The organism is Bradyrhizobium sp. USDA 4369 (genome assembly GCF_054056435.1).
Window position 1 is genome coordinate 846,924 of record NZ_JBSRYH010000001.1, and the last position, 24,242, is coordinate 871,165.

General features: G+C 66.5%; 22 protein-coding genes and 2 pseudogenes. 12 read left to right on the top strand and 12 right to left on the bottom strand.

From position 1 onward, the window contains the following. The first annotated feature begins 127 nt into the window (after positions 1 to 127). The 7 genes from ACVIJ6_RS04010 to ACVIJ6_RS04040 all read left to right on the top strand — a co-directional run bounded on the left by ACVIJ6_RS04010 (position 128) and on the right by ACVIJ6_RS04040 (position 7,529). Positions 128 to 1,513 carry a M16 family metallopeptidase gene (locus ACVIJ6_RS04010; protein ID WP_456771589.1) on the top strand — a complete coding sequence of 462 codons (1,386 nt, stop codon included), beginning with the start codon at positions 128 to 130 and terminating at the stop codon, positions 1,511 to 1,513. Beyond that, positions 1,513 to 2,892: a M16 family metallopeptidase gene (locus tag ACVIJ6_RS04015; protein WP_456771590.1), complete on the top strand. Its 1,380-nt coding sequence runs from the start codon at positions 1,513 to 1,515 to the stop codon at positions 2,890 to 2,892. Before ACVIJ6_RS04010 ends, ACVIJ6_RS04015 begins: the two co-directional genes overlap by 1 nt. 1,076 nt (positions 2,893 to 3,968) lie before the next feature. Further along, entirely contained in the window at positions 3,969 to 4,388 is a 420-nt protein-coding gene (arfB, locus tag ACVIJ6_RS04020) for an alternative ribosome rescue aminoacyl-tRNA hydrolase ArfB (RefSeq protein WP_456771591.1), read from the top strand. A 219-nt stretch (positions 4,389 to 4,607) separates the two neighbouring features. Continuing rightward, positions 4,608 to 4,925 carry a c-type cytochrome gene (locus ACVIJ6_RS04025; RefSeq protein ID WP_456776893.1) on the top strand — a complete coding sequence of 106 codons (318 nt, stop codon included), beginning with the start codon at positions 4,608 to 4,610 and terminating at the stop codon, positions 4,923 to 4,925. Position 4,926: 1 nt separating this feature from the next. Next, entirely contained in the window at positions 4,927 to 5,322 is a 396-nt protein-coding gene (locus ACVIJ6_RS04030) for a VOC family protein (RefSeq protein ID WP_041750462.1), read from the top strand. Positions 5,323 to 5,373: 51 nt separating this feature from the next. After that, positions 5,374 to 5,922: a gluconate 2-dehydrogenase subunit 3 family protein gene (locus tag ACVIJ6_RS04035; protein WP_456771592.1), complete on the top strand. Its 549-nt coding sequence runs from the start codon at positions 5,374 to 5,376 to the stop codon at positions 5,920 to 5,922. A 38-nt stretch (positions 5,923 to 5,960) separates the two neighbouring features. Further along, the gene (locus ACVIJ6_RS04040; RefSeq protein ID WP_456771593.1) at positions 5,961 to 7,529 is read left to right on the top strand and encodes a GMC family oxidoreductase; all 1,569 of its coding nucleotides are present in this window, start codon (positions 5,961 to 5,963) and stop codon (positions 7,527 to 7,529) included. Between the two features lie 197 nt (positions 7,530 to 7,726). On the opposite strand, the gene ACVIJ6_RS04045 is transcribed toward ACVIJ6_RS04040, so the two are convergent. Continuing rightward, positions 7,727 to 8,041 (bottom strand): ribbon-helix-helix domain-containing protein, encoded by a 315-nt coding sequence (locus ACVIJ6_RS04045; protein ID WP_456771594.1) that lies wholly within the window; start codon positions 8,039 to 8,041, stop codon positions 7,727 to 7,729. 203 nt (positions 8,042 to 8,244) lie between these two features. On the opposite strand from ACVIJ6_RS04045, the pseudogene mutL reads away from it, so the two are divergent. Beyond that, positions 8,245 to 10,102, top strand: a pseudogene (gene mutL / locus ACVIJ6_RS04050) (DNA mismatch repair endonuclease MutL). A 221-nt stretch (positions 10,103 to 10,323) separates the two neighbouring features. On the opposite strand, the gene rsmD reads toward mutL, so the two are convergent. Continuing rightward, positions 10,324 to 10,878, bottom strand: a complete 555-nt coding sequence (gene rsmD / locus ACVIJ6_RS04055; RefSeq protein WP_456771595.1) for a 16S rRNA (guanine(966)-N(2))-methyltransferase RsmD — start codon at positions 10,876 to 10,878, stop codon at positions 10,324 to 10,326. Between the two features lie 9 nt (positions 10,879 to 10,887). Continuing rightward, a pseudogene (locus tag ACVIJ6_RS04060) lies at positions 10,888 to 13,012 on the bottom strand (pseudouridine synthase). Between the two features lie 131 nt (positions 13,013 to 13,143). On the opposite strand from ACVIJ6_RS04060, the gene ACVIJ6_RS04065 reads away from it, so the two are divergent. Then, positions 13,144 to 13,590 carry a nucleoside deaminase gene (locus tag ACVIJ6_RS04065; protein ID WP_456771596.1) on the top strand — a complete coding sequence of 149 codons (447 nt, stop codon included), beginning with the start codon at positions 13,144 to 13,146 and terminating at the stop codon, positions 13,588 to 13,590. Between the two features lie 12 nt (positions 13,591 to 13,602). Here ACVIJ6_RS04065 and purD read toward each other — a convergent pair whose 3' ends face one another. The 4 genes from purD to ACVIJ6_RS04085 form a co-directional block, all read right to left on the bottom strand. Then, positions 13,603 to 14,886 carry a phosphoribosylamine--glycine ligase gene (purD, locus tag ACVIJ6_RS04070; protein ID WP_456771597.1) on the bottom strand — a complete coding sequence of 428 codons (1,284 nt, stop codon included), beginning with the start codon at positions 14,884 to 14,886 and terminating at the stop codon, positions 13,603 to 13,605. Positions 14,887 to 14,954: 68 nt separating this feature from the next. Beyond that, positions 14,955 to 15,269 (bottom strand): winged helix-turn-helix domain-containing protein, encoded by a 315-nt coding sequence (locus ACVIJ6_RS04075; protein ID WP_012041938.1) that lies wholly within the window; start codon positions 15,267 to 15,269, stop codon positions 14,955 to 14,957. Between the two features lie 5 nt (positions 15,270 to 15,274). Beyond that, positions 15,275 to 15,823 carry a hypothetical protein gene (locus tag ACVIJ6_RS04080; protein WP_456771598.1) on the bottom strand — a complete coding sequence of 183 codons (549 nt, stop codon included), beginning with the start codon at positions 15,821 to 15,823 and terminating at the stop codon, positions 15,275 to 15,277. A gap of 13 nt (positions 15,824 to 15,836) precedes the next feature. After that, positions 15,837 to 16,760, bottom strand: coding sequence for an alpha/beta hydrolase (locus ACVIJ6_RS04085; protein ID WP_456776894.1), 924 nt, complete (start codon positions 16,758 to 16,760; stop codon positions 15,837 to 15,839). Positions 16,761 to 16,958: 198 nt separating this feature from the next. Here ACVIJ6_RS04085 and xseA point away from each other — a divergent pair, with 198 nt between their 5' ends. Both xseA and ACVIJ6_RS04095 read left to right on the top strand, forming a co-directional pair. Next, entirely contained in the window at positions 16,959 to 18,569 is a 1,611-nt protein-coding gene (gene xseA, locus ACVIJ6_RS04090) for an exodeoxyribonuclease VII large subunit (RefSeq protein ID WP_456771599.1), read from the top strand. A 90-nt stretch (positions 18,570 to 18,659) separates the two neighbouring features. Beyond that, positions 18,660 to 19,599, top strand: a protein-coding gene (locus tag ACVIJ6_RS04095; RefSeq protein ID WP_456771600.1) for an IS630 family transposase whose coding sequence is annotated in 2 segments (ribosomal slippage) — positions 18,660 to 18,995 and positions 18,997 to 19,599 — 939 coding nt in all. Because the reading frame shifts where the segments join, the coding sequence is not laid out codon by codon here. A gap of 86 nt (positions 19,600 to 19,685) precedes the next feature. Here the strand turns inward: ACVIJ6_RS04095 and ACVIJ6_RS04100 are convergent. Beyond that, positions 19,686 to 20,516, bottom strand: coding sequence for a dienelactone hydrolase family protein (locus tag ACVIJ6_RS04100; RefSeq protein ID WP_456771601.1), 831 nt, complete (start codon positions 20,514 to 20,516; stop codon positions 19,686 to 19,688). 179 nt (positions 20,517 to 20,695) lie between these two features. Here ACVIJ6_RS04100 and ACVIJ6_RS04105 point away from each other — a divergent pair, with 179 nt between their 5' ends. Next, a complete protein-coding gene (locus ACVIJ6_RS04105; RefSeq protein WP_012041933.1) occupies positions 20,696 to 20,923 on the top strand; it encodes a DUF2093 domain-containing protein in 228 nt (75 codons plus the stop codon). Here ACVIJ6_RS04105 and lpxK read toward each other — a convergent pair. From lpxK to ACVIJ6_RS04125, 4 genes are read right to left on the bottom strand one after another with little or no spacing between them, the layout of a single operon-like run. After that, a complete protein-coding gene (gene lpxK / locus ACVIJ6_RS04110) occupies positions 20,893 to 21,930 on the bottom strand; it encodes a tetraacyldisaccharide 4'-kinase (RefSeq protein WP_456771602.1) in 1,038 nt (345 codons plus the stop codon). The two genes, ACVIJ6_RS04105 and lpxK, sit on opposite strands and share 31 nt — an antisense overlap. Continuing rightward, positions 21,923 to 23,230, bottom strand: coding sequence for a 3-deoxy-D-manno-octulosonic acid transferase (locus ACVIJ6_RS04115; protein WP_456771603.1), 1,308 nt, complete (start codon positions 23,228 to 23,230; stop codon positions 21,923 to 21,925). The genes lpxK and ACVIJ6_RS04115 overlap by 8 nt, the downstream gene beginning before the upstream one ends. Continuing rightward, positions 23,223 to 23,960 (bottom strand): lysophospholipid acyltransferase family protein, encoded by a 738-nt coding sequence (locus ACVIJ6_RS04120; RefSeq protein ID WP_456771604.1) that lies wholly within the window; start codon positions 23,958 to 23,960, stop codon positions 23,223 to 23,225. The genes ACVIJ6_RS04115 and ACVIJ6_RS04120 overlap by 8 nt, the downstream gene beginning before the upstream one ends. A 17-nt stretch (positions 23,961 to 23,977) precedes the next feature. Beyond that, positions 23,978 to 24,217, bottom strand: coding sequence for a DUF4170 domain-containing protein (locus ACVIJ6_RS04125; protein WP_009031572.1), 240 nt, complete (start codon positions 24,215 to 24,217; stop codon positions 23,978 to 23,980). Positions 24,218 to 24,242: the final 25 nt, after the last annotated feature.

Genomic DNA, 24,242 nt, shown 5'->3' on the forward strand with positions numbered 1-24,242 from the left:
CGTTAGCGAAATTTAATGTCTTGCGGCGGCACCATCCATCGCCGCTTTGTGACGCCGGGCTCCGTCCCGCGCGGTGTAGCATGCTGCGCTCAAACCCGATCGCCCCTCTCGGGCCTTCAGAAGGATCATGATGTCCTCGCACCGGTTCATCCCCGTCGCTGCCGCGCTCGTCTCTCTCCTCGCGTTCACGGCCGGCGCTGCGGCGCAAACGACGTTCGCCTCCGAGCCCCCTGCCAGCTTCACCCTCCCCAACGGCCTGCAGGTCGTCGTGATCCAGGATCACCGCACTCCGGTGGTGACGCAGATGATCTGGTACAAGGTCGGCTCCGCCGACGAGACGCCCGGCAAATCGGGACTGGCGCACTTCCTCGAACACCTCATGTTCAAGGGCACCGATAAGCATCCGGCCGGCGAGTTCTCCAAGACCGTGCTGAAGATCGGCGGCAATGAGAACGCCTTCACCTCGGTCGACTACACCGGCTACTTCCAGCGCGTGCCGCGCGATCAGCTGCCGAAGATGATGGAGTTCGAGGCCGATCGCATGACCGGCCTGGTGCTGAAGGATGAGAACGTGCTGCCCGAGCGCGACGTCGTGCTCGAGGAATACAACATGCGCGTCGCCAATTCGCCGGAAGCCCGCCTCAACGAGCAGATCATGGCGGCGCTCTACGTCAACCATCCCTACGGCCGGCCGGTGATCGGCTGGAAGCCGGAGATCGAGAAGCTCAGCCGCGAGGATGCTCTGGCGTTCTATCGCCGCTTCTATGCGCCCAACAACGCGATCCTGGTGATCGCCGGCGACACCGACGCCAAGGAAGTGCGGCCGCTGGTCGAGCAGACCTTCGCCAAGATCCCGTCGCAGGCCGACATTCCCGCACGCAGGTTGCGGCCGCAGGAGCCGGAGCCGGTCGCACCGCGCACCGTCACCTTGGCTGATCCGCATGTCGAGCAGCCCTCGATGCGCCGCTTCTATCTGGTGCCGTCGGCCACGACAGCCGCCCCCGGCCAGTCGGCCGCACTCGATGTGCTGGCGCAGCTGATGGGCAGCGGCAGCAATTCCTATCTCTACCGCGCGCTGGTCGTCGACAAGCCGCTCGCGATCAATGCCAGCGCGTCGTATCAGGGCACGTCGCTCGATCCGACCCAGTTCTCGATCGCGGTGGCACCGCGGCCCGGCGTCGATTTCGCCCAGGTCGAGGCGGTGGTCGACAGCGTGATCGCCGAGATCGCGCAGAACCCGGTTCCGGCCGCCGACCTCGAACGCGTCAAGACGCAGCTGATCGCGGAGGCGATCTACGCCCAGGACAACCAGGCCACGATGGCGCGCTGGTATGGCGGCGGCCTCACTACAGGCCTCAGCATCGAGGACATCAGAAGCTGGCCGGACCGCATCCGTGCTGTGACCGCCGAGCAGGTGCGCGCCGCCGCGCAGACCTGGCTGCAGAAGACGCGATCCGTGACGGGCTATCTGATCAAGGACAATGCGGCCAAGCGCGAGGAGAAGCGGTCGTGATGAGCACAATGACCTTCGCCCGCCGTTTCGCCTGCGTCCTCACCGTCGCGGCCGCAGCACTCACGATCGCGCCGGCCGCAGAGGCCGCGACCAAGATCCAGCGCCTGGTGTCGCCCGGCGGCATCGAGGCCTGGTTCGTGCAGGACGCGACCGTGCCCTTGATCGCGATGGAATATGCGTTCCAGGGCGGCGCCGCGCAGGACCCTGCCGGCAAGCCCGGCGTCGGCAATCTCGTCGCCGACCTGCTCGACGAGGGCTCCGGCGATCTCGATTCCAAGACCTTCCACGAGCGGCTCGACCGCCGCGCCATCGAGCTCTCGTTCCAGGTCGCGCGCGATAATTTCCGCGGCTCGCTGCGCATGCTGCGCGACAACAAGGACGAGGCATTCGAGCTGTTGCGCACGGCGCTGACCTCGCCGCATTTCGACAGCACCGACATCGAGCGCATCCGCTCGCAGGTGCTCTCCGGCCTGCGCCGCGAGACGACCAATCCGAGCGCGCTGGCGGGCCGCAAATTCCTCGAACTCGCCTTCCCGAACCACCCCTATGGCCGTCCCTCCAACGGCACGCTGGACAGCGTGCCGACCATCACCATCGACGATCTCAAGGACTACACCCGGCGCGTGCTCGCCAAGGACACGCTGAAGGTCGCGGTCGTCGGCGACGTCGATCCGGCCACGCTCGGCAAGCTGCTCGACCAGACCTTCGGCGCGCTGCCCGCCAAGGCTCAGCTGACGCCGGTGCCCGACATCGTCGCCACCAAGCCGCCGCAGCGCGTGCTCGTGTCGCTCGACGTGCCGCAGACCGTCATCACCTTCGGCGGCCCCGGCATCCGCCGGCACGACCCGAACTTCATGGCCGCCTATGTGGTGAACCACATTCTCGGCGGCGGCGGCCTGTCGTCGCGGCTCTACAAGGAAGTCCGCGAGAAGCGCGGCCTCGCCTACTCCGTCTATGACGCGCTGTTGTGGATGGATCATTCCGCACTGTTCATCGGCAACACCGCCACCCGCTTCGACCGCGCCGGCGAGACCATCGCCGCCGTGGAGCAGGAGATCCGCCGCATCGCCGAGGACGGCCCGACCCAGCAGGAGCTCGACGAGGCCAAGTCCTACATCAACGGCTCGCAGATGCTGGCGCTCGACACCTCCTCCAAGCTGGCGCAGGCGATGCTGCAATATCAGCTCGACAAGATGCCTATCGACTACATCGAGAAGCGCAGCGAGATCGTCAACGCCGTGACGCTCGACGACGCCAAGAAGGCGGCCAGGCAGCTCTGGAGCCAGGGCCTGCTGACCGCCGTCGTCGGCCGCACCCCGCAAGCCGCCGCCGAGCCGGCCCAGGCGCCGGCCACCGCGCCGGTGACCAAGACGAACTGAGCGGGCGCGGCGGGCGCTCGCTTCGGCGAAGTATGAAAACTATGAATTGTGCGTCGTGCCCGGGCTTGTCCCGGCCATGACGAGCGATTGCGGCTGACGACCGCTGGCGCCACAAAAATGGTGTCGTCCCGGCCTTGAGCCGGGACCCATACCCCAGGGAGATGTTCGAGGCAGGCTGGTCGTTGATACCTCGTGTATCACGTCAGCCGTGACGTATGGATCGCGGGTCGCCGCCCCCGGACAACGCGTCGCGTTGCCGGCGGCTTGCCGGGGACGACAGCGCGGGATGCGGCGTCAACTTCTGATAAAAATAATCACCTTGCTATTTTTCAGAATTCATGATCCGTCCATCCCGCCTCATTGCAAGGGGCGTTGCGCGCGATCGTCACGACACGCGAGGCGGGGAGGCGGTGGCCGCGAGAGGTCGCAGCGTGTTCTCACGAGGGCGCGGACGAACGATCTGTCGCGCACGTGAAGTCGCAGCGTCCTGATACCCCGATGCTGGTATCACGCGCTGATGCGCAAGCGTCACGCGCAATGGTGGCCAGAACGCCCGGCGCACCAGGGAGACTGCGTATAAGCGTGAAGACCATCGCGCGGGGAATGCCGGGATGTCTCGGCTGAACCTGTGGTACCTGCCGCCTGCATCTTTCCGCAGGCGGACCATGGGTGCGGCCGGCACCCGGCATTCCCCGCGCCCTCTGCGTTCCTTGCGAGGGCCACGACGATCGCAAGCCTCGGGCATGAGATGCCGCGAGAGCGCGCAGCCATGTCAATCGCTGTTTGAACCGTGAATGCCCATCCCCCCCCGCTGTCGTCCCGGACAAGCCACGACGCGCGACAGCGCGGCGCAGATCCGGGACCCATACGCCGCAGCAGACTTGAGGCGGAAGGTGCCGACGACCACCCTGCCCCACACCGCTCCCTGGGGTTATGGATCCCGGCGTTCGCCGGGATGACAGCGGAGAGTTTGGCATCGGTCCCAGGCCAGCCACACGATCGAACAGGCGCAGACCGCGCACGCTGCCCCTAAACCGGCTATTGTGCACGCGAAAGCCTCGATTCCCTGGTGCCCCATGCTGCGGATTTCCCGCGACCTCGCCATCGACGAAGACGACATCGAGATCTCGTTCGTCCGTGCCTCCGGGCCCGGCGGCCAGAACGTCAACAAGCTGTCGACCTCGGCGCAGTTGCGCTTTGACACCAGCCGGATCACCCTGCCGGAGGATGCGGCGGCACGGCTGGCGCGGCTCGCGGGCCAGCGCATGACCAAGAACGGCGTCATCGTGATCCAGGCCGAGCGCTTCCGCACCCAGGAGCGCAACAAGGCCGACGCCATCGAACGTCTCGTGACGCTGCTGCGCGAAGCGATGGTGCGGCCGAAGGTGCGGCGCCCGACCAAGCCGACCTTCGGCTCCAAGCAGCGCCGGCTCGAAGGCAAGAAGCTGCGCAGCGACGTCAAGGCGGGGCGCGGGGCGCGCCGTTTCGACGATTAGTCCGCAACGCTGACATATGCTGCGTCGCGCACGATTCCTGCGCACGCTTTGTTCTCGCTGAAACAGCCCGCTACTACCACGCCGCGCCGGCTGCGACCTAGGCTCAAGAAAAATGATGAGCGAGGATCGATGTCGGGACGGCGTGCGGCGCAATACGCGCTTCTTCTGTGTGGGTCATTCATTGGCGCGGTGCTGAGCACCACGATTGCGTCTGCGCAGATGGCGCTGCCCGCCCCCAAGCCCGTCGACGGCGCGACCTTGTTCAAGCAGCAATGCGGCGTCTGCCATACGCTGAGCAGCGCCGAGCCGATGCGGCAGGGACCGCCGCTGGCGAAGGTCGTCGGCCGCCGCGCGGGCTCGGTCGAAGGCTTCCGCTATTCGGCCGGCTTCGCCAAGGCCGATTTCACCTGGGACGAGGCCAAGCTCGATGCCTGGCTCACCAACCCGCAAGAGCTGATCCCCGGCGCCGTAATGGCCTACCGCCAGGCCAAGCCCGAAATGCGCGCCGCGCTCATCACCTATCTGAAGGACAATTGAGATGGCCAAACCCGTTCATTCGATGATCCGCGTGCTCGACGAAGCCAAGGCACTCGACTTCTACAAGCGCGCCTTCGGCCTGGAGATCGCCGATAATCTGCGCTTCGACGGCTTCGCCCTGATCTATCTGCGCCATCCGTCGTCGCCATTCGAGGTCGAGTTGACCGTCAATTACGACCGCAAGGAGCCGTATACGCTGGGCGACGGCTATGGTCATCTCGCCGTCGTGGTCGACGATCTCGACGCCGAACATGCCCGCTTCGAGCGCGAGAACCTGTCGCCGGGCCCGTTGCGCGACTTCAAGCACAATGGCGCGACGTTGGCGCGCTTCTTCTTCGTCACCGATCCCGACGGCTACAAGATCGAGGTGATCCAGCGCGGCGGCCGCTTCGGCTGAGCCGCAAGACCAACCAAAAACATAAGCAACAAACACACGGAGGAACTAGCCATGAGAGAAGTCGATCGCCGCAACAAATACGACCGCCGCGTCTTTCTCAAGGGCGCGGCCTCGACCGTGCCGGCCGCAGCCGTCGCCTCCGCGACCGGCCTCGGCATCACCGATGCCTGGGCCGAGGATGCGAAAGCGCTGACCCCGGCTACCCTGAAGACGCTGGTGAAGGTCGCGCGCGACATCTATCCGCACGACTTCCTCGCCGACCGCTATTACATCGTTGCGGTCAAGCCGTGGGACGGCAAGGCCGCCGAAGATGCAGCCGTCAAGGCGATGATCAATGACGGCATCGCCCGGCTCGACCAGGATGCGCGCGACCGCCACAAGGTGCCGTATGCGCAGGTGCCGTGGGAGGCCGACCGCGTCGCGCTGTTGCAGGGCATCGAGCAGACCACCTTCTTCAAGACCATCCGCGGCGACCTCGTGGTCTCGCTCTACAATCAAAAAGAGCTCTGGCCGAAATTCGGCTACGAGGGCTCCTCCGCCGAGCATGGCGGCTACATCAACCGTGGCTTCTCCGACATCGACTGGCTGCCGAAAGCCTGACGCCGGCGAACAACAAAGAGCACACGGAGGAAACCACAATGGCAAAATTCGATCAGAACGATTCGAGCGTCGTCGTCATCATCGGCTCGGGCGCCGGCGGCGGCACGCTGGGCAACGAGCTCGCGCAGAAGGGCATCAAGGTCGTCATTCTCGAAGCTGGCAATCGCTACGAGATCCCCGACTTTATCAACGATGAATGGGAGAGCTTCACCCAGCTCGCCTGGACCGACATGCGCACCACGTCCGGCACCTGGCGGGTGGCGAAGGACTTCGCCAATCTGCCGGCCTGGATCGTGAAGGCGGTCGGCGGCTCCACCGTGCACTGGGCCGGCGCCTCGCTGCGCTTCGACGAGCACGAGTTCAAGGCGCGCACCACCTATGGCGGCGTGCCCGGCGCGAGCCTGATGGACTGGCCGGTGACGCTCGCCGAGATGGAGCCGTGGTACGCCAAAGCCGAGTTCAAGATGGGCGTGACCCGCACCAACGACATTCCCGGCCTGCCCGGCAACAACAATTTCAAGGTGCTCGAGGCCGGCGCCCGCAAGCTCGGCTACAAGACCGTGCACACCGGCAATATGGCGATCAACTCGCAGCCGCGCGACGGCCGCGGTGCCTGCCAGCAGATCGGCTTCTGTTTCCAGGGCTGCAAGTCCGGGGCGAAATGGTCGACCCTGTACACCGAGATCCCCAAGGGCGAGGCCACCGGCAATCTCGAAGTGCGGCCCGGCAGCATGGCGATCAAGATCGAGCATGACGCCTCCGGCAAGGTGACCGGCGTGGTCTATGCCGACAGCCAGGGCAAGATGCAGCTGCAGAAGGCCCGCATCGTCGCGGTCGCCGGCAACTCGATCGAGAGCCCGCGGCTGCTGCTCAACAGCGCCTCGAACCTGTTCCCGGATGGCCTCGCGAACTCCTCCGGCCAGGTCGGCCGCAACTACATGCGGCACATGACCGGCAGCGTCTATGCGACGTTCGAAAATCCGGTGCACATGTATCGCGGCACCACGATGGCCGGCATCGTCCGCGACGAGGCGGCGTTCAATCCGAAGCGCGGCTTCGTCGGCGGCTACGAGATGGAGACGCTGTCGCTCGGCCTGCCCTTCATGGCGGCGTTCCTCAATCCTGGCGCCTGGGGCCGCAGCTTCACCGCGGCGATGGAGACCTATCCGCGCATGGCCGGCATGTGGCTGGTCGGCGAGGACATGCCGCAGGAGACCAACCGCATCACGCTCGACCCGGTCGCCAAGGACAAGTTCGGCATGCCGGTGGCCTCAGTGCATTTCGACGATCATCCCAACGACGTCGCGATGCGCGCCCATGCCTACAAGCAGGGCTCGGCGATCTACGAGGCGGTCGGCGCCACCGTGACCTATCCGACCACGCCCTACCCCTCGACGCACAATCTCGGCACCAACCGGATGAGCGAGAAGGCCAAGGACGGCGTCGTCAACAAGTTCGGCCAGACCCACGACATCAAGAACCTGTTCGTCTCCGACGGCAGCCAGTTCACCACGGGCGCGGCGTGCAATCCCACGCTGACCATCGTGGCCCTGGCGATCCGCCAGGCCGACTACATCGCGGGCGCGATGCAGAAGAAGGAGATCTGATTGACAAGTCGTCGCCGTGTTGGGCACACGGCTTGCGACAAATTGCGGTCAACGCCTCCCCCGCTCGCGGGGGAGGTCGCATCGCATCGAAGATGCGATGCGGGTGGGGGAACGCTCCAGCGGGACTGCCCGCGTAGCGCCCCCCACCCCGCCCTCCCCCGCAAGCGGGGGAGGGAGACGACACAGCGAGCCCGTGACTACTCGGCCGCGTCCATGATCGCCGCGGCGGCGCGAAAATCCGGCAGCGCGGCGGTCGCCTTGGCCCGGTAGATCAGACAGGAGCAGCGCAGCAGCGAGGCAAAATTCTTCACCTCGCCGTGATGATCGAGCACCTCGGCGTAGAGCGTGGTCACGAATTTGGCGAGGCTCGTGCCTTCCTTGGCGGCGATCTCCTCGAGCGTGTCCCAGAACGCCATTTCGAGCCGGATCGATGTGCTATGGCCGCCGATCCGCAACGAGCGGGTCTGCGACTCATAATCGTGCTGAGGCTGGTGTGCGAACAGACGGCACATGGGCTTCCTCCGGCTGATTGTGATTTTCGTGAAACGATATACTGGCCCCGCCCGCCTCACAATCCCGTTGGAGAACGTTGCTTTCGCCTGCCGCACTGCGCGAAAAAGGCTATTCTACCGTCACAATGTGGCGAGCGGCAGCGTGGCTCCGCGCCGCTGCGGTGGTTACAACAGCGTATCCGAATCCTCCGACAGTCCGCGCCATGCCCGTCCGCCAGCTTCCCGAACAGATCATCAACCGCATCGCCGCCGGCGAGGTGGTCGAACGCCCCGCGAGCGTGGTCAAGGAGCTGGTCGAGAACGCGATCGACGCCGGCGCCAGCCGCATCGACATCTTCACCGATGGCGGCGGGCGGCGGAAGATCGCGATCACAGACGATGGCGGCGGCATGACCGCCGCCGATCTCGCGCTTGCGGTCGAGCGCCATGCGACGTCGAAGCTCGACGACGAGGACCTGCTGCAGATCCGCACCCTCGGGTTCCGCGGCGAGGCGCTGCCCTCGATCGGCTCGGTGGCGCGGTTGTCGATCACGACGCGGCACAAGAGCGAGCCGCATGCCTGGGCGCTGCAGGTCGATTGCGGAGAGAAGTCTCCGGTCGTTCCGGCGGCGCTCAATCAGGGCACGCGCGTCGAGGTCGCCGACCTGTTCCACGCCACGCCGGCGCGGCTGAAGTTCCTCAAGACCGACCGCACCGAGGCCGAGGCGATCCGCGAAGTGGTGCGGCGGCTCGCCATGGCGCGGCCCGACATCGCCTTCACCTTGGCCGGAGAGGAGCGCGCGCCGGTGACCTGGGCCGCGGCCCTGCCGGGGGCGCCCGGCCAGCTGACGCGGCTCGGCGACATCCTGGGTGCCGACTTCCGCAGCCATGCCATCGCGGTGCGCAGCACGCGGGAGAGCGTGGCGATCGAAGGCTTCGCGGCTGCGCCGGCGCTGACGCGGGCCAATGCGCTCGGCCAATATCTATTCGTCAATGGCCGTCCCGTGCGCGACAAGCTCATCCTGGGTGCGGTGCGCGCCGCCTATGCCGACTATCTGGCCGCGCGACCGCCATCCCGTCGTGGCGCTGTTCGTGACGCTGGATCCACGCGAGGTCGACGCCAACGTGCATCCGGCCAAGACCGAGGTGCGCTTCCGCAATGCCGGCCTGGTCCGTGCGCTGATCATCCACGCGCTGAAGGAAGGCCTGGCGCGTGAGGGACGCCGCACCGCCGCCAATGACGGCGGCGCGACCATTGCCGCGTTCCGCCCGGCGTTCGCGCCGCCGCGCCCCAACCCGGGTCCCATGAACTGGGATTGGCAGCGTTCGCCATCGGCGCCGCCCGCGCCGGTGCCGCGCGATCACGGCGCGGATGCGATGCCTGCCGCTGCGGCGTTCTCGCCGGCGGCCTTTGCCGAGCCGGCCCAGGCCGCATTCGACGTCGGCGGCCCGCGCGCCGATCTGCGCCTGCACGAGCAACCGGCCGCGCCCGACCTGCTCGACCGTCCGCTGGGTGCCGCGCGCACACAGCTCCACGACACCTACATCGTGGCGCAGACGCGCGATGGCCTCGTCATCGTCGATCAGCACGCCGCCCATGAGCGCATCGTCTATGAGCGGCTCAAGGCTTCGCTGTCCGCGCATGGCGTGCAGCGGCAGATCCTGTTGATCCCTGATATCGTCGAGCTCGATGAGGCCATCGTCGAGGCGCTGCTGGCGCGAACCGATGAGCTCGCCTCGTTCGGTCTCGCCATCGAATCCTTCGGTCCCGGCGCGGTGGCGGTGCGCGAGACGCCGTCGCTGCTCGGCAAGATCAATGCGGCCGGGCTGTTGCGCGATCTCGCCGAACACATGGAGGAATGGGGCGAGGCGCTGCCGCTGGAGCGCCGCCTGATGCATGTCGCCGCCACCATGGCCTGCCACGGCTCCGTCCGCGCCGGCCGGCGCCTCAAGCCGGAAGAGATGAACGCGCTGTTGCGCGAGATGGAAGAGACGCCGAACTCCGGCCAGTGCAATCACGGCCGCCCGACCTATGTCGAGCTCAAGCTCGCCGACGTCGAGAAGCTGTTCGGGAGGAGATAAGAGACGACCTGACGATCGACGAGGAGTGGCACGACGGCAGATACAAACGAGCTGTCGTCCCGGGCAAGCCGCAGCGGCGCAAAGCGCCGCGGAGGCGCAGACCCGGGACCCATACGCCGCGGCAGACGTGAGGGAAAGATCGACGTGGCGAGCAGCACGCATCCCAACGCGATCCTGTGGTTATGGGCCCCTGCGTTCGCAGGGGCGACACCGAGCAAGGATCAAGGGCCGCGCAAAAACACGAACTCGGTGTCGTCATAGGCGCGGCGCTCGAGCTCTTCGAAGCCCTCGGGCGCCTTGAACGCGGCAGCCTTGGACTCCTCGACCACCAGCAGTGCCGACGGCACGAGCCAGCCGCCGTCGCGCAGCGAAGCCAGCGCCGTCTCGGCCAGGCCCTTGCCATAGGGCGGATCGAGAAACACCAGCGAGAATGGCTCGACCGGATAGGCCGGGCCGAGGTTGGTGGCATCGCGGCGATAGACCTTGGTGACGCCGCCGAGGCCGAGCACCTCGACATTGTTGCGCAACAGCGCCCGCGCCTCGGCGCCATTGTCGACGAACAGCGTGAACACGGCGCCGCGCGAGACCGCCTCGATGCCGAGCGCGCCGGTGCCGGCAAACAGGTCGAGGACGCGCGCGCCGTCGATCGGATCGTCGTAGGCATGGACGAGGATGTTGAACAGCGCCTCGCGCAGCCGGTCCTGGGTCGGCCGGATGTCGCGCGAGGCGGGCGGGGCGATGTTGCGGCCCTTCAGCCGTCCACCGACGACACGCATCGCACCACCCTACTCGTCCTGCGGCGTGATATCGCGCTTGCCGTGATAGCCGCGCTTCGGCCGCCGCGGCGGACCGGGAAAGCGCGCTTCGGCCTCGTGGCGCGCGCGCGCCTCCTCGCTGCCGGTGCGCTGAACCAGCACACGGCGGCCCTTGCGGTCGGCGACGACCTCACGCTTCGGCTTGGGCTTGGGATCCGGCAGCGGCTCGCGATTGCCCGTACCCGCCGGGCCGAGATCCGCGCCCGACTGTGCGATGACCTTCTCGCCGAGCTGTTCGCGCAGCACCCGGGTCTTGACCTCCTGCACCTCGCCCTCGGGCAGCTCCAGCAGCTGGAACGGACCATAGGAGACGCGGATCAGGCGGTTCACCTCGAGCCCCAGATGCGCCAGCACGTTGCGCACCTCGCGGTTCTTGCCTTCGCGGATCGCGACGATGAGCCAGACATTGGCACCCTGGTCGCGCTCGAGCGTGGCTTCGATCGGGCCATACTTCACGCCGTCGACCTCGACACCCGCGGCGAGCTGGTCGAGCTGCGCCTGGGTGATCTCGCCATGGGCGCGGACGCGATAGCGTCGCGTCCAGCCGGTGTCCGGCAGCTCCAGCACACGGGCGAGGCCGCCATCATTGGTGAGCAGCAAAAGGCCTTCGGTGTTGAAGTCGAGCCGGCCGATCGAGATCAGCCGCGGCAGGCCTTCGGGCAGATTGTCGAACACGGTCGGGCGACCCTCGGGGTCGCTGTGCGTCGTCATCAGGCCGCGCGGCTTGTGGTACAGAAACAAGCGCGTGCGCTCGCGCTCGGGCAGCGGGGCGCCGTCGACCTGGATGACGTCGTTCTCGGTGACGTCGAGCGCCGGCGAGTTGATGACGCGGCCGTTCACGGTGACGCGGCCCTGCGTCACCATCTCCTCGGCATCGCGGCGCGAGGCCAAGCCAGCGCGCGCCAGCACCTTGGCGATCCGATCGCCAGCCTTGCCGGGCTTCGGCGCCTCGTCGGGCACGACGCGCTTGCTGCGCTTGTCGGTCTCCGGCTTGCGCTCACGATAGGCGCCGCGGCCGCCAAAGGCTGGACGCTTGGCGAAGACCCTGCTGTCGTCCTCATTGTCGCGGCGCGGCCGCTCGGAGAAGCCCTCGCCGCGGCGCTCGCTGCGCGGATGCTCCTGCCAGTCGGTGCGCCCTTCCGGACGGCGCGGACGGTCGAAGCTGCGCTCCTCGCCGCGATCGCGCGGACGGTCGAACTTGGGTTTGTCGAATTTGGGCTTGTCGAATTTGGGTCTGTCAAACTTCGGACGATCCTCACGCGGGCGATCGGACCGTGGCCGGTCGAAGCTCCGGCCGCCTTCGCGCGGCGGACGCGGGCTGCGCTCCGGACGATCGCCATCCGCGCCGCGCTTCTGCCAGGGCTTGGTCTCGCCGCGCTGCGGCCGATCACCGAACTCCTTGCGCGGCCCGCGCGGCCCCGCTGCGAATTTGCGCTCGCCGCGATCCCCTTCGGCGCCACGCGAGAATTTGCGTTCTCCGCCAAACTTGCGCTCGGGGCGATCGCCGGTCCGCGGCGGCCGGTCGCCAAAGCTGCGGTCTGCGCGCGGCCGGTCGCCGCGATCACGCGCGCCCTCTCCACGCGGCGTATAGGGCCGCTTATCGCCGTCACGCTCCCGCGCGGCGTAGGGCTTGCGCTCACCGAATTTGCGCTCGGACGAGCGGGCCCGCCGGACGGGCCTCGTCGCGATTGGCGCGCGGCGTATAGGGGCGCTTCTCGCCACCGCGCTCGTCACGGTCGAATTTCGGCCGGTCGCCGCGCGGCTTGAAGGCGCGCTTCTCGCCATCGGCGGCCCGCGCCGGACGGGCGGCAAACGGCCGATCGCCGCGCGGACGCTCATCGCGGTTGAAACGCGGCTTGTCGCCATAGGATTTGCGCGGCGCATCGCCGTCGTCACGGCGGCGCGGGGCGCGGCCGTCGTCGAACGAGCGCTTGCCCTTGGCTCCCGCGTCCTTGTCACCGAAACCGCGTTTGGCGAACTTCTTCTCCGGCCCGCGCGCGGCGCCCGAGCGTCCCTTGCCACCTTCGGACCGCCCCCGCGGGGCGCCGCCGCGGCGGCCGCGGGAATCGTTGTCTTTGTCGGTGTCGCGGGGCATGAAGGTCTCACTTTGAGGTGCGGGACATCGCGTGGTACGCGCGCTCTGAGCAGCGCCTGTCACGCGGAAAATCGAGGTCCGGTTTTGCTGAAGGGCGATGCAGTAGCAGACTTGGGCGGGCAATACGAGCCATGAAGAGCCCTTCTTTCATGGATTTGGCGCTGAAAGCGGCCGAATCGGCCGCAATTTCCGGCGAGGTGCCGATCGGCTGCGTCGTCGTCAGGGACAATGCTGTCATCGCCACCGCCGCCAACCGCACTTTGACCGATCGCGATCCGACCGCCCATGCCGAAATCCTGGCGCTCCGCCAGGCCGCGCAGGTGATCGGCAGCGAACGGCTGGTCGATTGCGATCTCTACGTCACGCTCGAGCCGTGCACGATGTGCGCCGGCGCGATCTCCTTCGCCCGCATCCGCCGGCTGTATTACGGGGCGGCCGATCCCAAGGGCGGCGCCGTCGAGTCCGGCGTCCGCTTCTTCGCCGCGCCGACCTGCCATCACGTGCCGGAGATCTATTCGGCCGTCGGCGAGCAGCAGGCCGCCGAGATGCTGAAGACGTTCTTCAAGGCGCGACGCTGAGATTGTGCGACGTCAGCCGCCGGCCTTCTCCTGCGCCAGCGCCTGCCAGGCGATGTCGCGCCGGCAGAAGCCGTCCGGCCATTTGATGAGGTCGACGGCTTGGTAGGCGCGCGCCTGGGCTTCGGTGACCGTCTTGCCGCTGGCGCAGATGTTGAGCACGCGCCCCCCATTGGCGAGGATGGCGCCGTCCTTGGCGGCCGTGCCGGCATGGAAGATCTCGACGCCCTCGACCTTGGCGGCTGCATCGAGCCCCTCGATCACGCTGCCCTTGGCGTAGTCGCCCGGATAGCCCTTCGCGGCCATCACGACGGTGACGGCGGCATCGGGAAACCAGCGCAGATCGAAGTTTTTCAGCTGCCCGTCGCAAGCGGCCAGCAGCGCCGGCACGAGATCCGACATCATGCGCAGCATCAGCACCTGGCATTCCGGATCGCCGAAGCGGACGTTGTATTCGAACAGTTTGGGGCCCTGCGCCGTCAGCATCAGGCCCGCATAGAGGATGCCCTTGAACGGCGTGCCGCGCGCATTCATGCCGTCGATGGTCGGCAGGATGATCCGCGACATGATCTGATCGTGGATCTCCGGCGTCACGAACGGCGTCGGCGAATAGGCCCCCATGCCGCCGGTGTTCGGCCCCTGATCGTGATCGAACACCCGCTTGTGGTCCTGCGCCGATGCCAGCGGAATCGCGGTCTGACCGTCGCACAGCGCGAAGAACGACACCTCGCGGCCTTCGAGAAACTCCTCGATCACGACCTCGGTGCCGGCGACGCCGAAGCCGCCCTCAAACATCATGCTGACGGCGTCCTCGGCCTCGGCCAGCGTCTTGGCCACGACCACGCCCTTGCCGGCCGCCAGGCCATCGGCCTTGACGACGATCGGCGCACCGTGCTCGCGGACATAGGCCAGAGCCTCGGGCGCATTGTCGAACCGGCAATAGGCCCCGGTCGGAATGCCGTATTCAGCGCACAGATCCTTGGTGAACCCCTTGGAGCCCTCGAGTTGCGCGGCGAGCTTGCGAGGCCCGAAAATCTTGATCCCTGCGGCCTCGACATCGTCGACGATTCCGGCGGCGAGCGGTGTCTCCGGCCCGACCACGACAAGATCGACCTTGTTGGCCTGGCAGAACGCGATCACCGCCGCATGATCGGTCACGTCGAGCGCAACGCATTCCGCCTCCTTGGCAATGCCGGCATTTCCCGGAGCGCACCACAGTTTGGTGAGCAGCGGAGAGCCGGCAATCTTCCAGGCGAGCGCATGCTCGCGACCGCCGGAACCAATCAGGAGAATGTTCATCGTCGATGCCGTCGCAGGGTGGGTCAATTTGGAGGCCCCAATTGCCCGGCCCTCGCAACAGAGTCAAATCATGGCTCGGGCGGTTTCGCCGCGGCACCGGCGATGATTTCCTGCAGGCCCGCCACATGGCGGGCGAAGGCGGCCCGGCCCGGGCCGGCCAGCGTGACCGTCGTCTGCGGTTTCTTGCCGACGAAGGCCTTGTCGACGGTGACGTAGCCGGCGCGCGCCAGCGTCTCGATATGGGCGCCGAGATTACCGTCGGTCGCCCCCGTCAGCTTCTTCAGCCGGACGAATTCCAGCCCTGTCCCTGCCGGCAGCGCATTCAGGGCCGCCATGATCCTGAGCCGCAGCGGCTGATGGATGATCTCGTCGAGCTCCGCCAACGCCGTCAGCTCCGCCGCATCCAGAGACCGCCGATGATCAGGCCGCCGCCATTGACGAACGCCATCCAGAGCGGAAATGCGGCGCCGATGAAGATGTAGCCGATCAGGGTCAAGGCGGTGACGCCGAGCCCGAAGATCGTGAAGGCGATGCCGAACCATAATCCGGCGAGACAGTAGAACAGCATGAAATAGACCGGCCAGAACGCGCCCATCTCGCGCGGGCCGAAATGGCCGATCGTCTCGACGAAAAAGCCGAAGGCAAACAACATCACGAAGGCGAGCAGCGACCTGACATCGAAACTGCTCATCCCCAACCGGGCCTTCTCCGCGGCGCCCACCACGACCGATCCGCCGATCGCCAGCACGTAGACCGAAAGCCACGCTTTGTCGGCGTAGTGAGGCGTCAGATAGGTCACGAGATTGCCGGCAAACACCAGCGCGCCCCACAGCATCATCAGCAGGCTGGACAGCCTGTAGATCTGCGACTGACGCACGCGCCTGGCCATGTCCGCGATGTCATCAAGCGCGCGTGCGGCTTCCAGGCTGTCGATCATGCGCATTGCCCCTCTAGCGCCTAGCCACGTCCTCTGCGATCGCGCTGACGGCCTGCGGCGCCGAGACGATCTCCATGTGATTGACGCCGGGGATCAGCCTGACGTCAACGGCGGGCGCCACCGCATGCACAGCGTCGGCATATTTGTCGGCCTGCATCAGCTCATCATCGGCGCCGGCGATCAGGGTCACCGGGTGCTTCGCCGCGGTGAGATCGGGCTTGTAGCCGCGCGTCGCGAAATTGCGCAGCAGGCGGTAGCTGTAGGTCGAGGCGACATATTTCTCCGAGTTCGGCCTGACGGCGAAGGCTAGCGCCGGCAGCGCCTCGCAGCACGACACGCCGATCCGGCTCAGCAGCCCGAGCGCGAGAATGCGGGGAATGTCGGGGCTGGCCCAGCCGCCGGAATTGTCGCGGTTGGTCGGCGCATCATAGCCGAGATAGGGCGAGAGCAGGATGGTGCGCGCGAACAGATCCTGGATCGGCGCACTGGCGGCGCGCAGCGCGAAACCTCCACCTGCGGAATGCCCGAGCAGCACGATCGGCTGGGCCGGCAGCGATTTCCTGACCTCCGTGACGAGGTCGGCGAGATCATCCTCGAGCTGGCCGAGATAACCGATGTCGCCGCGGGTGCCGGAGCCGCCATGGCCGCGGATGTCGGGCGCGAACGTGTCGATGCCGCGGGCGGCGAGCCCGTCGGCGAGGGCATGCACGGCCACGCTGGAGCCCGATGAGCCGTGGACCAGGATGGCGATCTTTCCGACCGGCGTCGTCCGCGCCGGATAGTGGCGATAGGCGAGCTCAGTGCCGTCACGGGCGCTGAAGCGCTGCAGAGGCGGCATGGTGCTGCGATCGACACGTCCGACGGTCTCCGAGATCGACTTCAGCTCGGGCGGGTACACCAGGGGCGTTGCGATCATGCCCACCAGAACCAGCGCCAGAGCCCCAGCGAGGCTGAGGCCCCAGCCAACGAGCCGACCCACGATCGTGATGCTCTTCCGCACGGTCTCTCTCCCCTTCCCTGCCTGACTTAGAGTACTCTGTATTACAGAGTTATCGAAAAGCCAACCGCTTGATTGGCGGTCGGGACCGAAAGCTCGTACCTTGGCAGCTGCTCCCCCAATCCGAATCAGCGATCGATGCCGCCCGCAGAAGCCCTGCCCAACGCGCCCGAATTTACCGTCTCCGAACTGTCCTCAGCGCTGAAGCGGACGGTCGAGGACCAGTTCGGCCATGTCCGGGTGCGCGGCGAGATCACCGGCTTCCGCGGACCGCATTCCTCGGGCCATTGCTATTTCGCGCTCAAGGACGAGAGCGCCAAGATCGAGGCGGTGATCTGGAAGGGCGTGCACGGCCGCATGCGCTTCAAGCCCCAGGAAGGGCTCGAGGTCATCGCTACCGGCAAGCTCACCACCTATCCGAACTCCTCGAAATATCAGATCGTCATCGAGGCGCTGGAGCCGGCCGGCATCGGCGCGTTGATGGCGCTGATGGAGGAGCGCAAGCGCAAGCTCGGCGCCGAAGGCCTGTTCGATCCCGCCCGCAAGCAGCTGCTGCCTTGGCTGCCCGAGGTGATCGGCGTCGTCACCTCACCGACAGGCGCTGTCATCCGCGACATCCTGCACCGGTTGGAAGACCGCTTTCCCCGCCATGTGCTGGTGTGGCCGGTCAAGGTGCAGGGCGATGGCTCGGCCGAGCAGGTCGCGGCCGCGATCCGCGGCTTCAACGATCTGCCGGAGGACGGCCCGATTCCACGTCCCGACGTGCTGATCGTCGCGCGCGGCGGCGGCTCGCTGGAGGACCTCTGGTCGTTCAACGAGGAGATCGTGGTTCGCGCCGCAGCCGAGAGCATGATCCCGCTGATCTCGGCGGTGGGCCACGAGACCGACGTCACCTTGATCGACTTCGCCGCGGACAAGCGGGCGCCGACGCCCACGGCCGCGGCGGAAATGGCGGTGCCGGTGCGCAGCGAACTGATGCAGGAGGTCGCGAGCCTTGCGCGCCGCGTCAGCGTGTGCTGGCAGCGCGGCCAGGAGAACCGCCGCAACGAGCTGCGCGCCGCGGCGCGAGCGCTGCCAGTCGCGAGCGAGCTGCTGGCCATTCCGCGGCAGCGACTGGATTCCGCAGCGGCCAGCCTTCCCCGCGCGCTCAAGACCAACACCCACGTGCATTTCCGCCAGTTCGCCGCGGCCAGTGCCAAGCTGACCTTGCGCGTGCTGCATGGGCAGATCGCGCAGGCCGATCATCGCCTCATCGTGTCCTCCGAGCGGCTGTCGCTGTCGGCGCGGGCGTTGCTGCATCGGCGACGCGAGCGTTTCGAAGTGCTCGATGCCCGCTTCAAGGCGTCTCGCCTCGCTTATGCCCAGACCAAGCGACAAGCGATCGCACGCGAGCGCGACCGCACCGAGCGGCTGGCGGATCGCGCGTCCCGCGCGCTGGCGACGTCAATCTCGCGGTTGTCGGCGCGCGTCGACCATGCCGGCCAGTTGCTGGCGGCGCTGTCCTATCGCAGCGTGCTGGCGCGCGGCTTCGCCCTGGTGCGCGATGATTCCGGTCACCCGCTGCATCAGGCCGCAAGCATCGGCCCCAATGCCGCGCTCTCGATCGAGTTCGCCGATGGCGTGGTCGCGGCGACGGCCGCTGCCAGCCGCGCGGCTCCGGCGGCAGCGCCGCCCAAGACCGCACGCGAGACCAAGCCGGCGGCAGCGAAGCGCTCACCCGATCGGGCCGATCAAGGCAGCCTGTTCTAAAGCGGGATGAGAATAGTCTGAATCGATTTGGGATTCCCAAATCAGCGTGTTTCTGATTCACCGTGTTGGCTGGGAAGGAGGCCAGCACGGATGGGCGCACCATATTCTCTGGACCTTCGAAAGCGGGTTGTCGCCGCGATCAAGGGCGGGATGTCTCGCAATAAGGCGGCCAAGCAGTTTGGGGTCGCGATCAGCACAGCGATCAATTGGGCCAGGCTTGAGAAGGAGACAGGCAGCATCGAACCTGGCCAGATGGGCGGCCATAAGCCCAAGGCGATCTCGGGTGAGCATGCCACGTGGCTGCAACAGCGAATCAGAGCGAGCGACTTCACCTTAAGAGGGCTGGTGGCCGAGCTCGCCGAACGCGGGTTGAAAGTCGACTACCGTTCGGTCTGGGAATTCGTTCATGCCGAGAAGCTCAGCTTCAAAAAAAAGCGTGGAGGCTGGCGAACGCGATCGTCCTGACGTGGCGCGGCGACGAGAGCAATGGAGGAAATATCAAGATCGCATCGACGCCACGCGCCTTGTCTTTATCGACGAAACCTGGACCAGGACAGACATGGCGCCGTTGCGAGGATGGAGCCCGCGTGGCAGCAGGCTGACCGCCAAAGTCCCTCACGGACGGTGGAAAACAATGACCTTTCTGGCGGCACTGCGCCACGACCGCATTGATGCACCATGGTTCATTGAAGGGCCGATCAACGGCGAAAGCTTTCGCACCTATGTAGAGCACGTTCTTTTGCCGACCCTTCATCCGGGCGATATCGTGATCTTGGACAACCTCGGCAGCCACAAAAGCAAAGCCGTCCGCCAATTGATCCGCTCGGTAGGAGCCAGGATCTTCTTCTTGCCCAAATACTCGCCCGACCTGAACCCAATCGAACAGGTCTTTGCCAAGCTCAAGCACCTTCTACGCAAAGCCGCGGCGCGAACCGTCGACACGGTTTGCGCCGCAATTGCTGTTGCCCTCGACGCCTTCTCCGCAGAAGAGTGTGCCAACTACCTCAAAAACTCAGGATATCGAACTTAATCTCATCTCGCTTTAGCGCAAGTACGACTGGAAGAGCCGGAATCGTTTTTTTCGAAAGTTCGTGCCCCAGCAGACAGCTTGGAGCATCAACGCGCCAGCCAGTCGGCGACGAGCTTCTGGGCGTCGGCGCGGGCTTCGGGATCGGAGCCCACATGGCCGCGCTCGGGCGCGGCCGCATCACTGCCGGCCACCATATGCACCGGCAGATTGACGCGGTCGAAATCGTGATAGGCGCCGGGATAGACCACGATCCGCGTCAGCGCGCTGCGGCCCCGCGCACCATCGATCATCTGCCGGCAGGCCGGTGGCGAATAGACGTCGTCCATGCCGCCGATCAGGATCAGCGTGGGAACCCGTGCGCTCCAACCGAGTCCCGACGACGCACGGCAATCCGGGTAGAAGGCGACCGCCGAGCGGAAGTCTGGCGAGACATGGTCCGGCAATTGCGGCCGCACGGCCCACAGCAGCGCGCTCGCGCCGCTCGCCCAGCCCAGCAGGCTGACGCGATCCGGCATCACCCAGGATTGCTGGGTCAGCCATTTCTGCGCGGCGACGATATCGGCGACGCGTTCGCGGCGGCCGCTGATGCGACGCTCCTTGACCCGGCATTGCGGTCCCAGCCCCCGCGAGCCGTAGCTGTCCGGTAGCAGCACGGCCTTGCCGTCCTTGACGAGTTCCTCGGCCCAATCGCGGTAACGCGGCAGCACGGGATCGGCGCGGCCGGCAAGCCCGCCACAGCCGTGCAGCGCGATGACGACGGGAAACGGTCCCGCACTGCTCGGCCTGTAAAGCTGCGCATGCAGCACATAGCCGGCGGAAGGGATCTCGATGGCCACAGGCGCAGGCAATGGCTCCGCAGCTTCTGAGGAGCTCACTGCGCAGAGCAGAGAGAGGACGACGGCGATGAGGGAGCGCATCAAACCAGCCGGGCACGACGAGCGGCAGAGATCCAAAATTCTAGCTAGCACGGAGTTTCGGGCCGAAGCATCACAAATCAGTGGGTTTGCGGAAGCGACAGCGGCCCCCATCTGTGTTAAAAATCAATGGACTATGACCTTCGTGCGCTCGTCGGCGTACATGGATGGAGATCACGGACGTGCTCAACAAGTTCGGTCCCTCGGGCCAGGGGGAAGCGCAGGTGCAGTATCTGGATGGCGATTTCCGCGTGATCTCGCCAGGGAGCTACGTGCGATGCGCCGTGACCGATGCGCGGATCCCGCTCGATGAGCTGAAATATTGGAGCGTCGATCTGCAGGAGGCCTATGCGCTGCCGAGCGCGGTGCTCCAGCGGCATTATCCAGGCGCGCTCAAGGCGAATGGCTGACGCTGCCGCACCGACGCGAGCCGGTGCGCGACCAAGCCGCGCAACGCCGCCGGATCGCTGAATTGCAGCGTCACGGGGAACGCCATGATCACCGGGTCCGATCGGCCCAAGATGCGATGGCCGCGAAGCCGGGCCAGATCCTTCTGGGTTGTGACCAGCGTCGAGCCTTGATGCTTGGCCTGCTCGGCCAGCGCGGCGATCTCATCGGTCGAAAACGGATGATGATCAGGAAACGCGCGCTCGCCGATGACCTCGAGCCCGCTGGTCCGAAGCGTCCGGAAGAAGCGCTGGGGGTCGCCAATGCCCGCGAAGGCGAGCAGCGGCCGTCCGGCCAGCGCTTTGACCACCTCGGTGTCCGGCTGCAGATGCGCTCTGAAAACCGGCTTTCCCGCTGCGGCGACGCGGGCTGCGACCGCCTCGCCAGCGGCGCCGCTGCCGACCACGATCAGCGCGTCGGTGCGCGCGAGCTGCGGCGGCAAGGGCGCCCGCAGCGGTCCGGCTGGAAACACCCTGCCATTGCCGAGCCCGCGCGCGCCATCGATCACGATCAATGCGAGATCCTTGGTGATTGACGGGTTCTGAAAGCCATCATCCATAAGGATCACGCTGGCGCCTTGCGCCTTCGCCAGCCCGACGCCCGCGGCGCGATTGCGCGACACCACGACAGGCACGTGGGCGGCCATCATCAGCGGCTCGTCGCCGATGTCAGCGGCCGCGTGGGTGGCGGGATCGACCGCCACCGGCCCAGCCAGCCGGCCACCATAGCCGCGGCTCAGCACGACCGGGTGCTCGCCGATCTCGCGGAGCAGAGCCGACAGCGCCAGCACCGTCGGCGTCTTGCCGGCGCCGCCGACGTGAAAATTGCCGACGCAGATGACGGGAACTCCGGCATCAAGGCCGCTCTGCGCCATCCGGTGTGCGGCGATGGCGCCATACAGCGCCGAGAGCGGAGACAGCAGCAGCGATTGCCAGGCGTGCGGCCGGAGCCAGAAGGCCGGCTCACGCATCTCGCGCGGTTCCCATCTCCAGCCTGACCTGCAGGAGATACGGCTCCAGGGCAGCCATCGTTCGCTCCAACGCGCCGCCGAGCTGATTGACGACGCGCGAGCCGGCAGCGACCAGGCTGTTGCCCGCCTCGGGATCAGCCAGCAGATGTCTGAACTGCCGGACCAGCGCCAACTGGTCCTGGGCGAGACGGGCACCAGCTGCCGAATCGAGCGCCTCATAGACTTCGGCAAAGTTGAAGACGTGGGGCCCGTGGACGATGGCGCCGCCGAGCTTGACGGCCTCGATCGGGTTCTGACCGCCATGCTCGACCAGCGAGCCGCCCATGAACACGATGGAGGCCAGCCGATAGAACAGCCCGAGTTCGCCGATCGTGTCGGCAATGTAGATCTCGGTTCCGGCTAGCGGCTGACCATCGCGCGACCGCAGGCCTGTCTGCAGGCCGGCGCCGGCAACGAGATCGGCGATCGCAGACCCGCGTTGAGGGTGCCGCGGCACGATCACGGTGAGAAGGGACGGCAAGGCACTGGAGAGCGCCTTGTGCGTCGCGATGAGGATCTCCTCCTCCCCCGGATGCGTGGAGGCGGCGACGATCACCGGGCGGCCGCGCGTCATCGCCATCAATCGTTCGAGCTTGACCGGATCGGCCGGCGGCGCCGGGACGTCGAGCTTGAGATTGCCCGTCGTGATCACATTGCGGGCGCCAAGTGCAGAAAACCGGTCGGCGTCGGCCTGCGACTGGGCCAGGCAAAGATCGAAGCGTCCGAGCAGCGCGGAGATCGTGCCGGACATGCGGCGCCAGCGCGGGAACGAGCGCGGCGACATCCGTCCATTGATCACGACCATCGGCACCCGCCGGGAGGCGCCGGCGAGGATCAGATTGGGCCAGAGGTCGGATTCGATGAACAGTCCGAGCGACGGGCGCCAATGATCGAGAAACCGCTCCACAAAACGTGGCGTGTCGTAGGGGACGTATTGATGGATCACATCCGGCGGGAAACGTTTGGCCACGATCGCGGCCGAGGTCACCGTTCCCGAGGTGAGCAGGATGCGGATGTTGAGCGCGCGCAACCGCTCGATCAGCGCCGCCGCCGCCAGCACCTCACCGACGCTGGCGCCGTGAATCCAGACCAGCGGTCCGAGCGGGCGCGTGTCGTGGCTCAGGCCACGGCGTTCGTCGGTCCGCTCCGGATCTTCCTTGCCATGCTTGAGCCGCTGCCTGATCAAGGCCGGCGCAAGCGGCGCCGCCGCCGAGGACAACCCGCGGTACACGCGCAGGGCCATCGGAAGCGTGTTAGCCACTGGAGGCCCCCGTGACGGGCGGCGGGCATGCATCCGGGCGGCCGACGATCTGATAGGCGCGACGCATGCATTCGTTCAGCGTGGCTTCGAGGTCGAGGCGCGCCTGCTCCATCGCCGCGGCGTCGGCATCGCGCGGCACGTGGATTTCCTTGATTCCCACCAATGCGCCGCGGCCAAAGGGCAGATTGATGGTGGTGCTGTCCCAGTTCTTCAGGCGGATGAAGCGGCTCGTGACCATCGCAAAGGGCATGATCGGACGTCCTGATTCACGCGCGAGCATGATGATGCCGAGGCCCGCAATCCGCGCACGCTTCGGCACATCCGCGGTCGATGCTACGTTATAGTTGTCTTCCAGCGCGCGCACCATCTCCTTGAAGGCCCCCACCCCTCCTTTCCGGTGGAAGGAGGACCCGTGGTCCCCCGAGCCGCGGATGGTTCCGATGCCGAGCCGCTCGGCAGCGATGGCGTTGAACTCGCCGTCGCGATGGCGGGAGATCAACACCTTGGCGCGGTAGCTCGGCTTGTTCCGGATGAACGGCGTCAGGAGATGCTGGCCGTGCCAGAAGGCGAAGATCGCCGGCATCTGCGGCTCGACGATCTCGTAGACATCCGCCGGCTCATAGGTGAAGCGGTTGGTGAGCCAAACCAGGCGCAGGTACTCAGCCGCGAGAAACCCAACGGCGCGCTGGAACCAGCCGCTACGCAGCATATTACGGACGAGATGTTTCAAGTCGAAAGCTTTGCGTCTTACTTCGCGTCCTGACCGGGATCGAGCAGCCGGTGCAGGTGGACGATGAAATAGCGCATATGGGCGTTGTCGACCGTCATCTGCGCCTTGGCTCGCCATGCCGCGTGAGCCGCCGCATAGTTCGGATACACGCCGACAATATCGACCTTGTCGAGATCCTTGAATTCGTTCTTGTCGAGATTGATGAGTTCGCCGCCGATCACGAGGTGAAGGAGCTGCTGCGAGGCGCTGTCTGTCATCGGTACCATTCCTAATCGGCGCCTT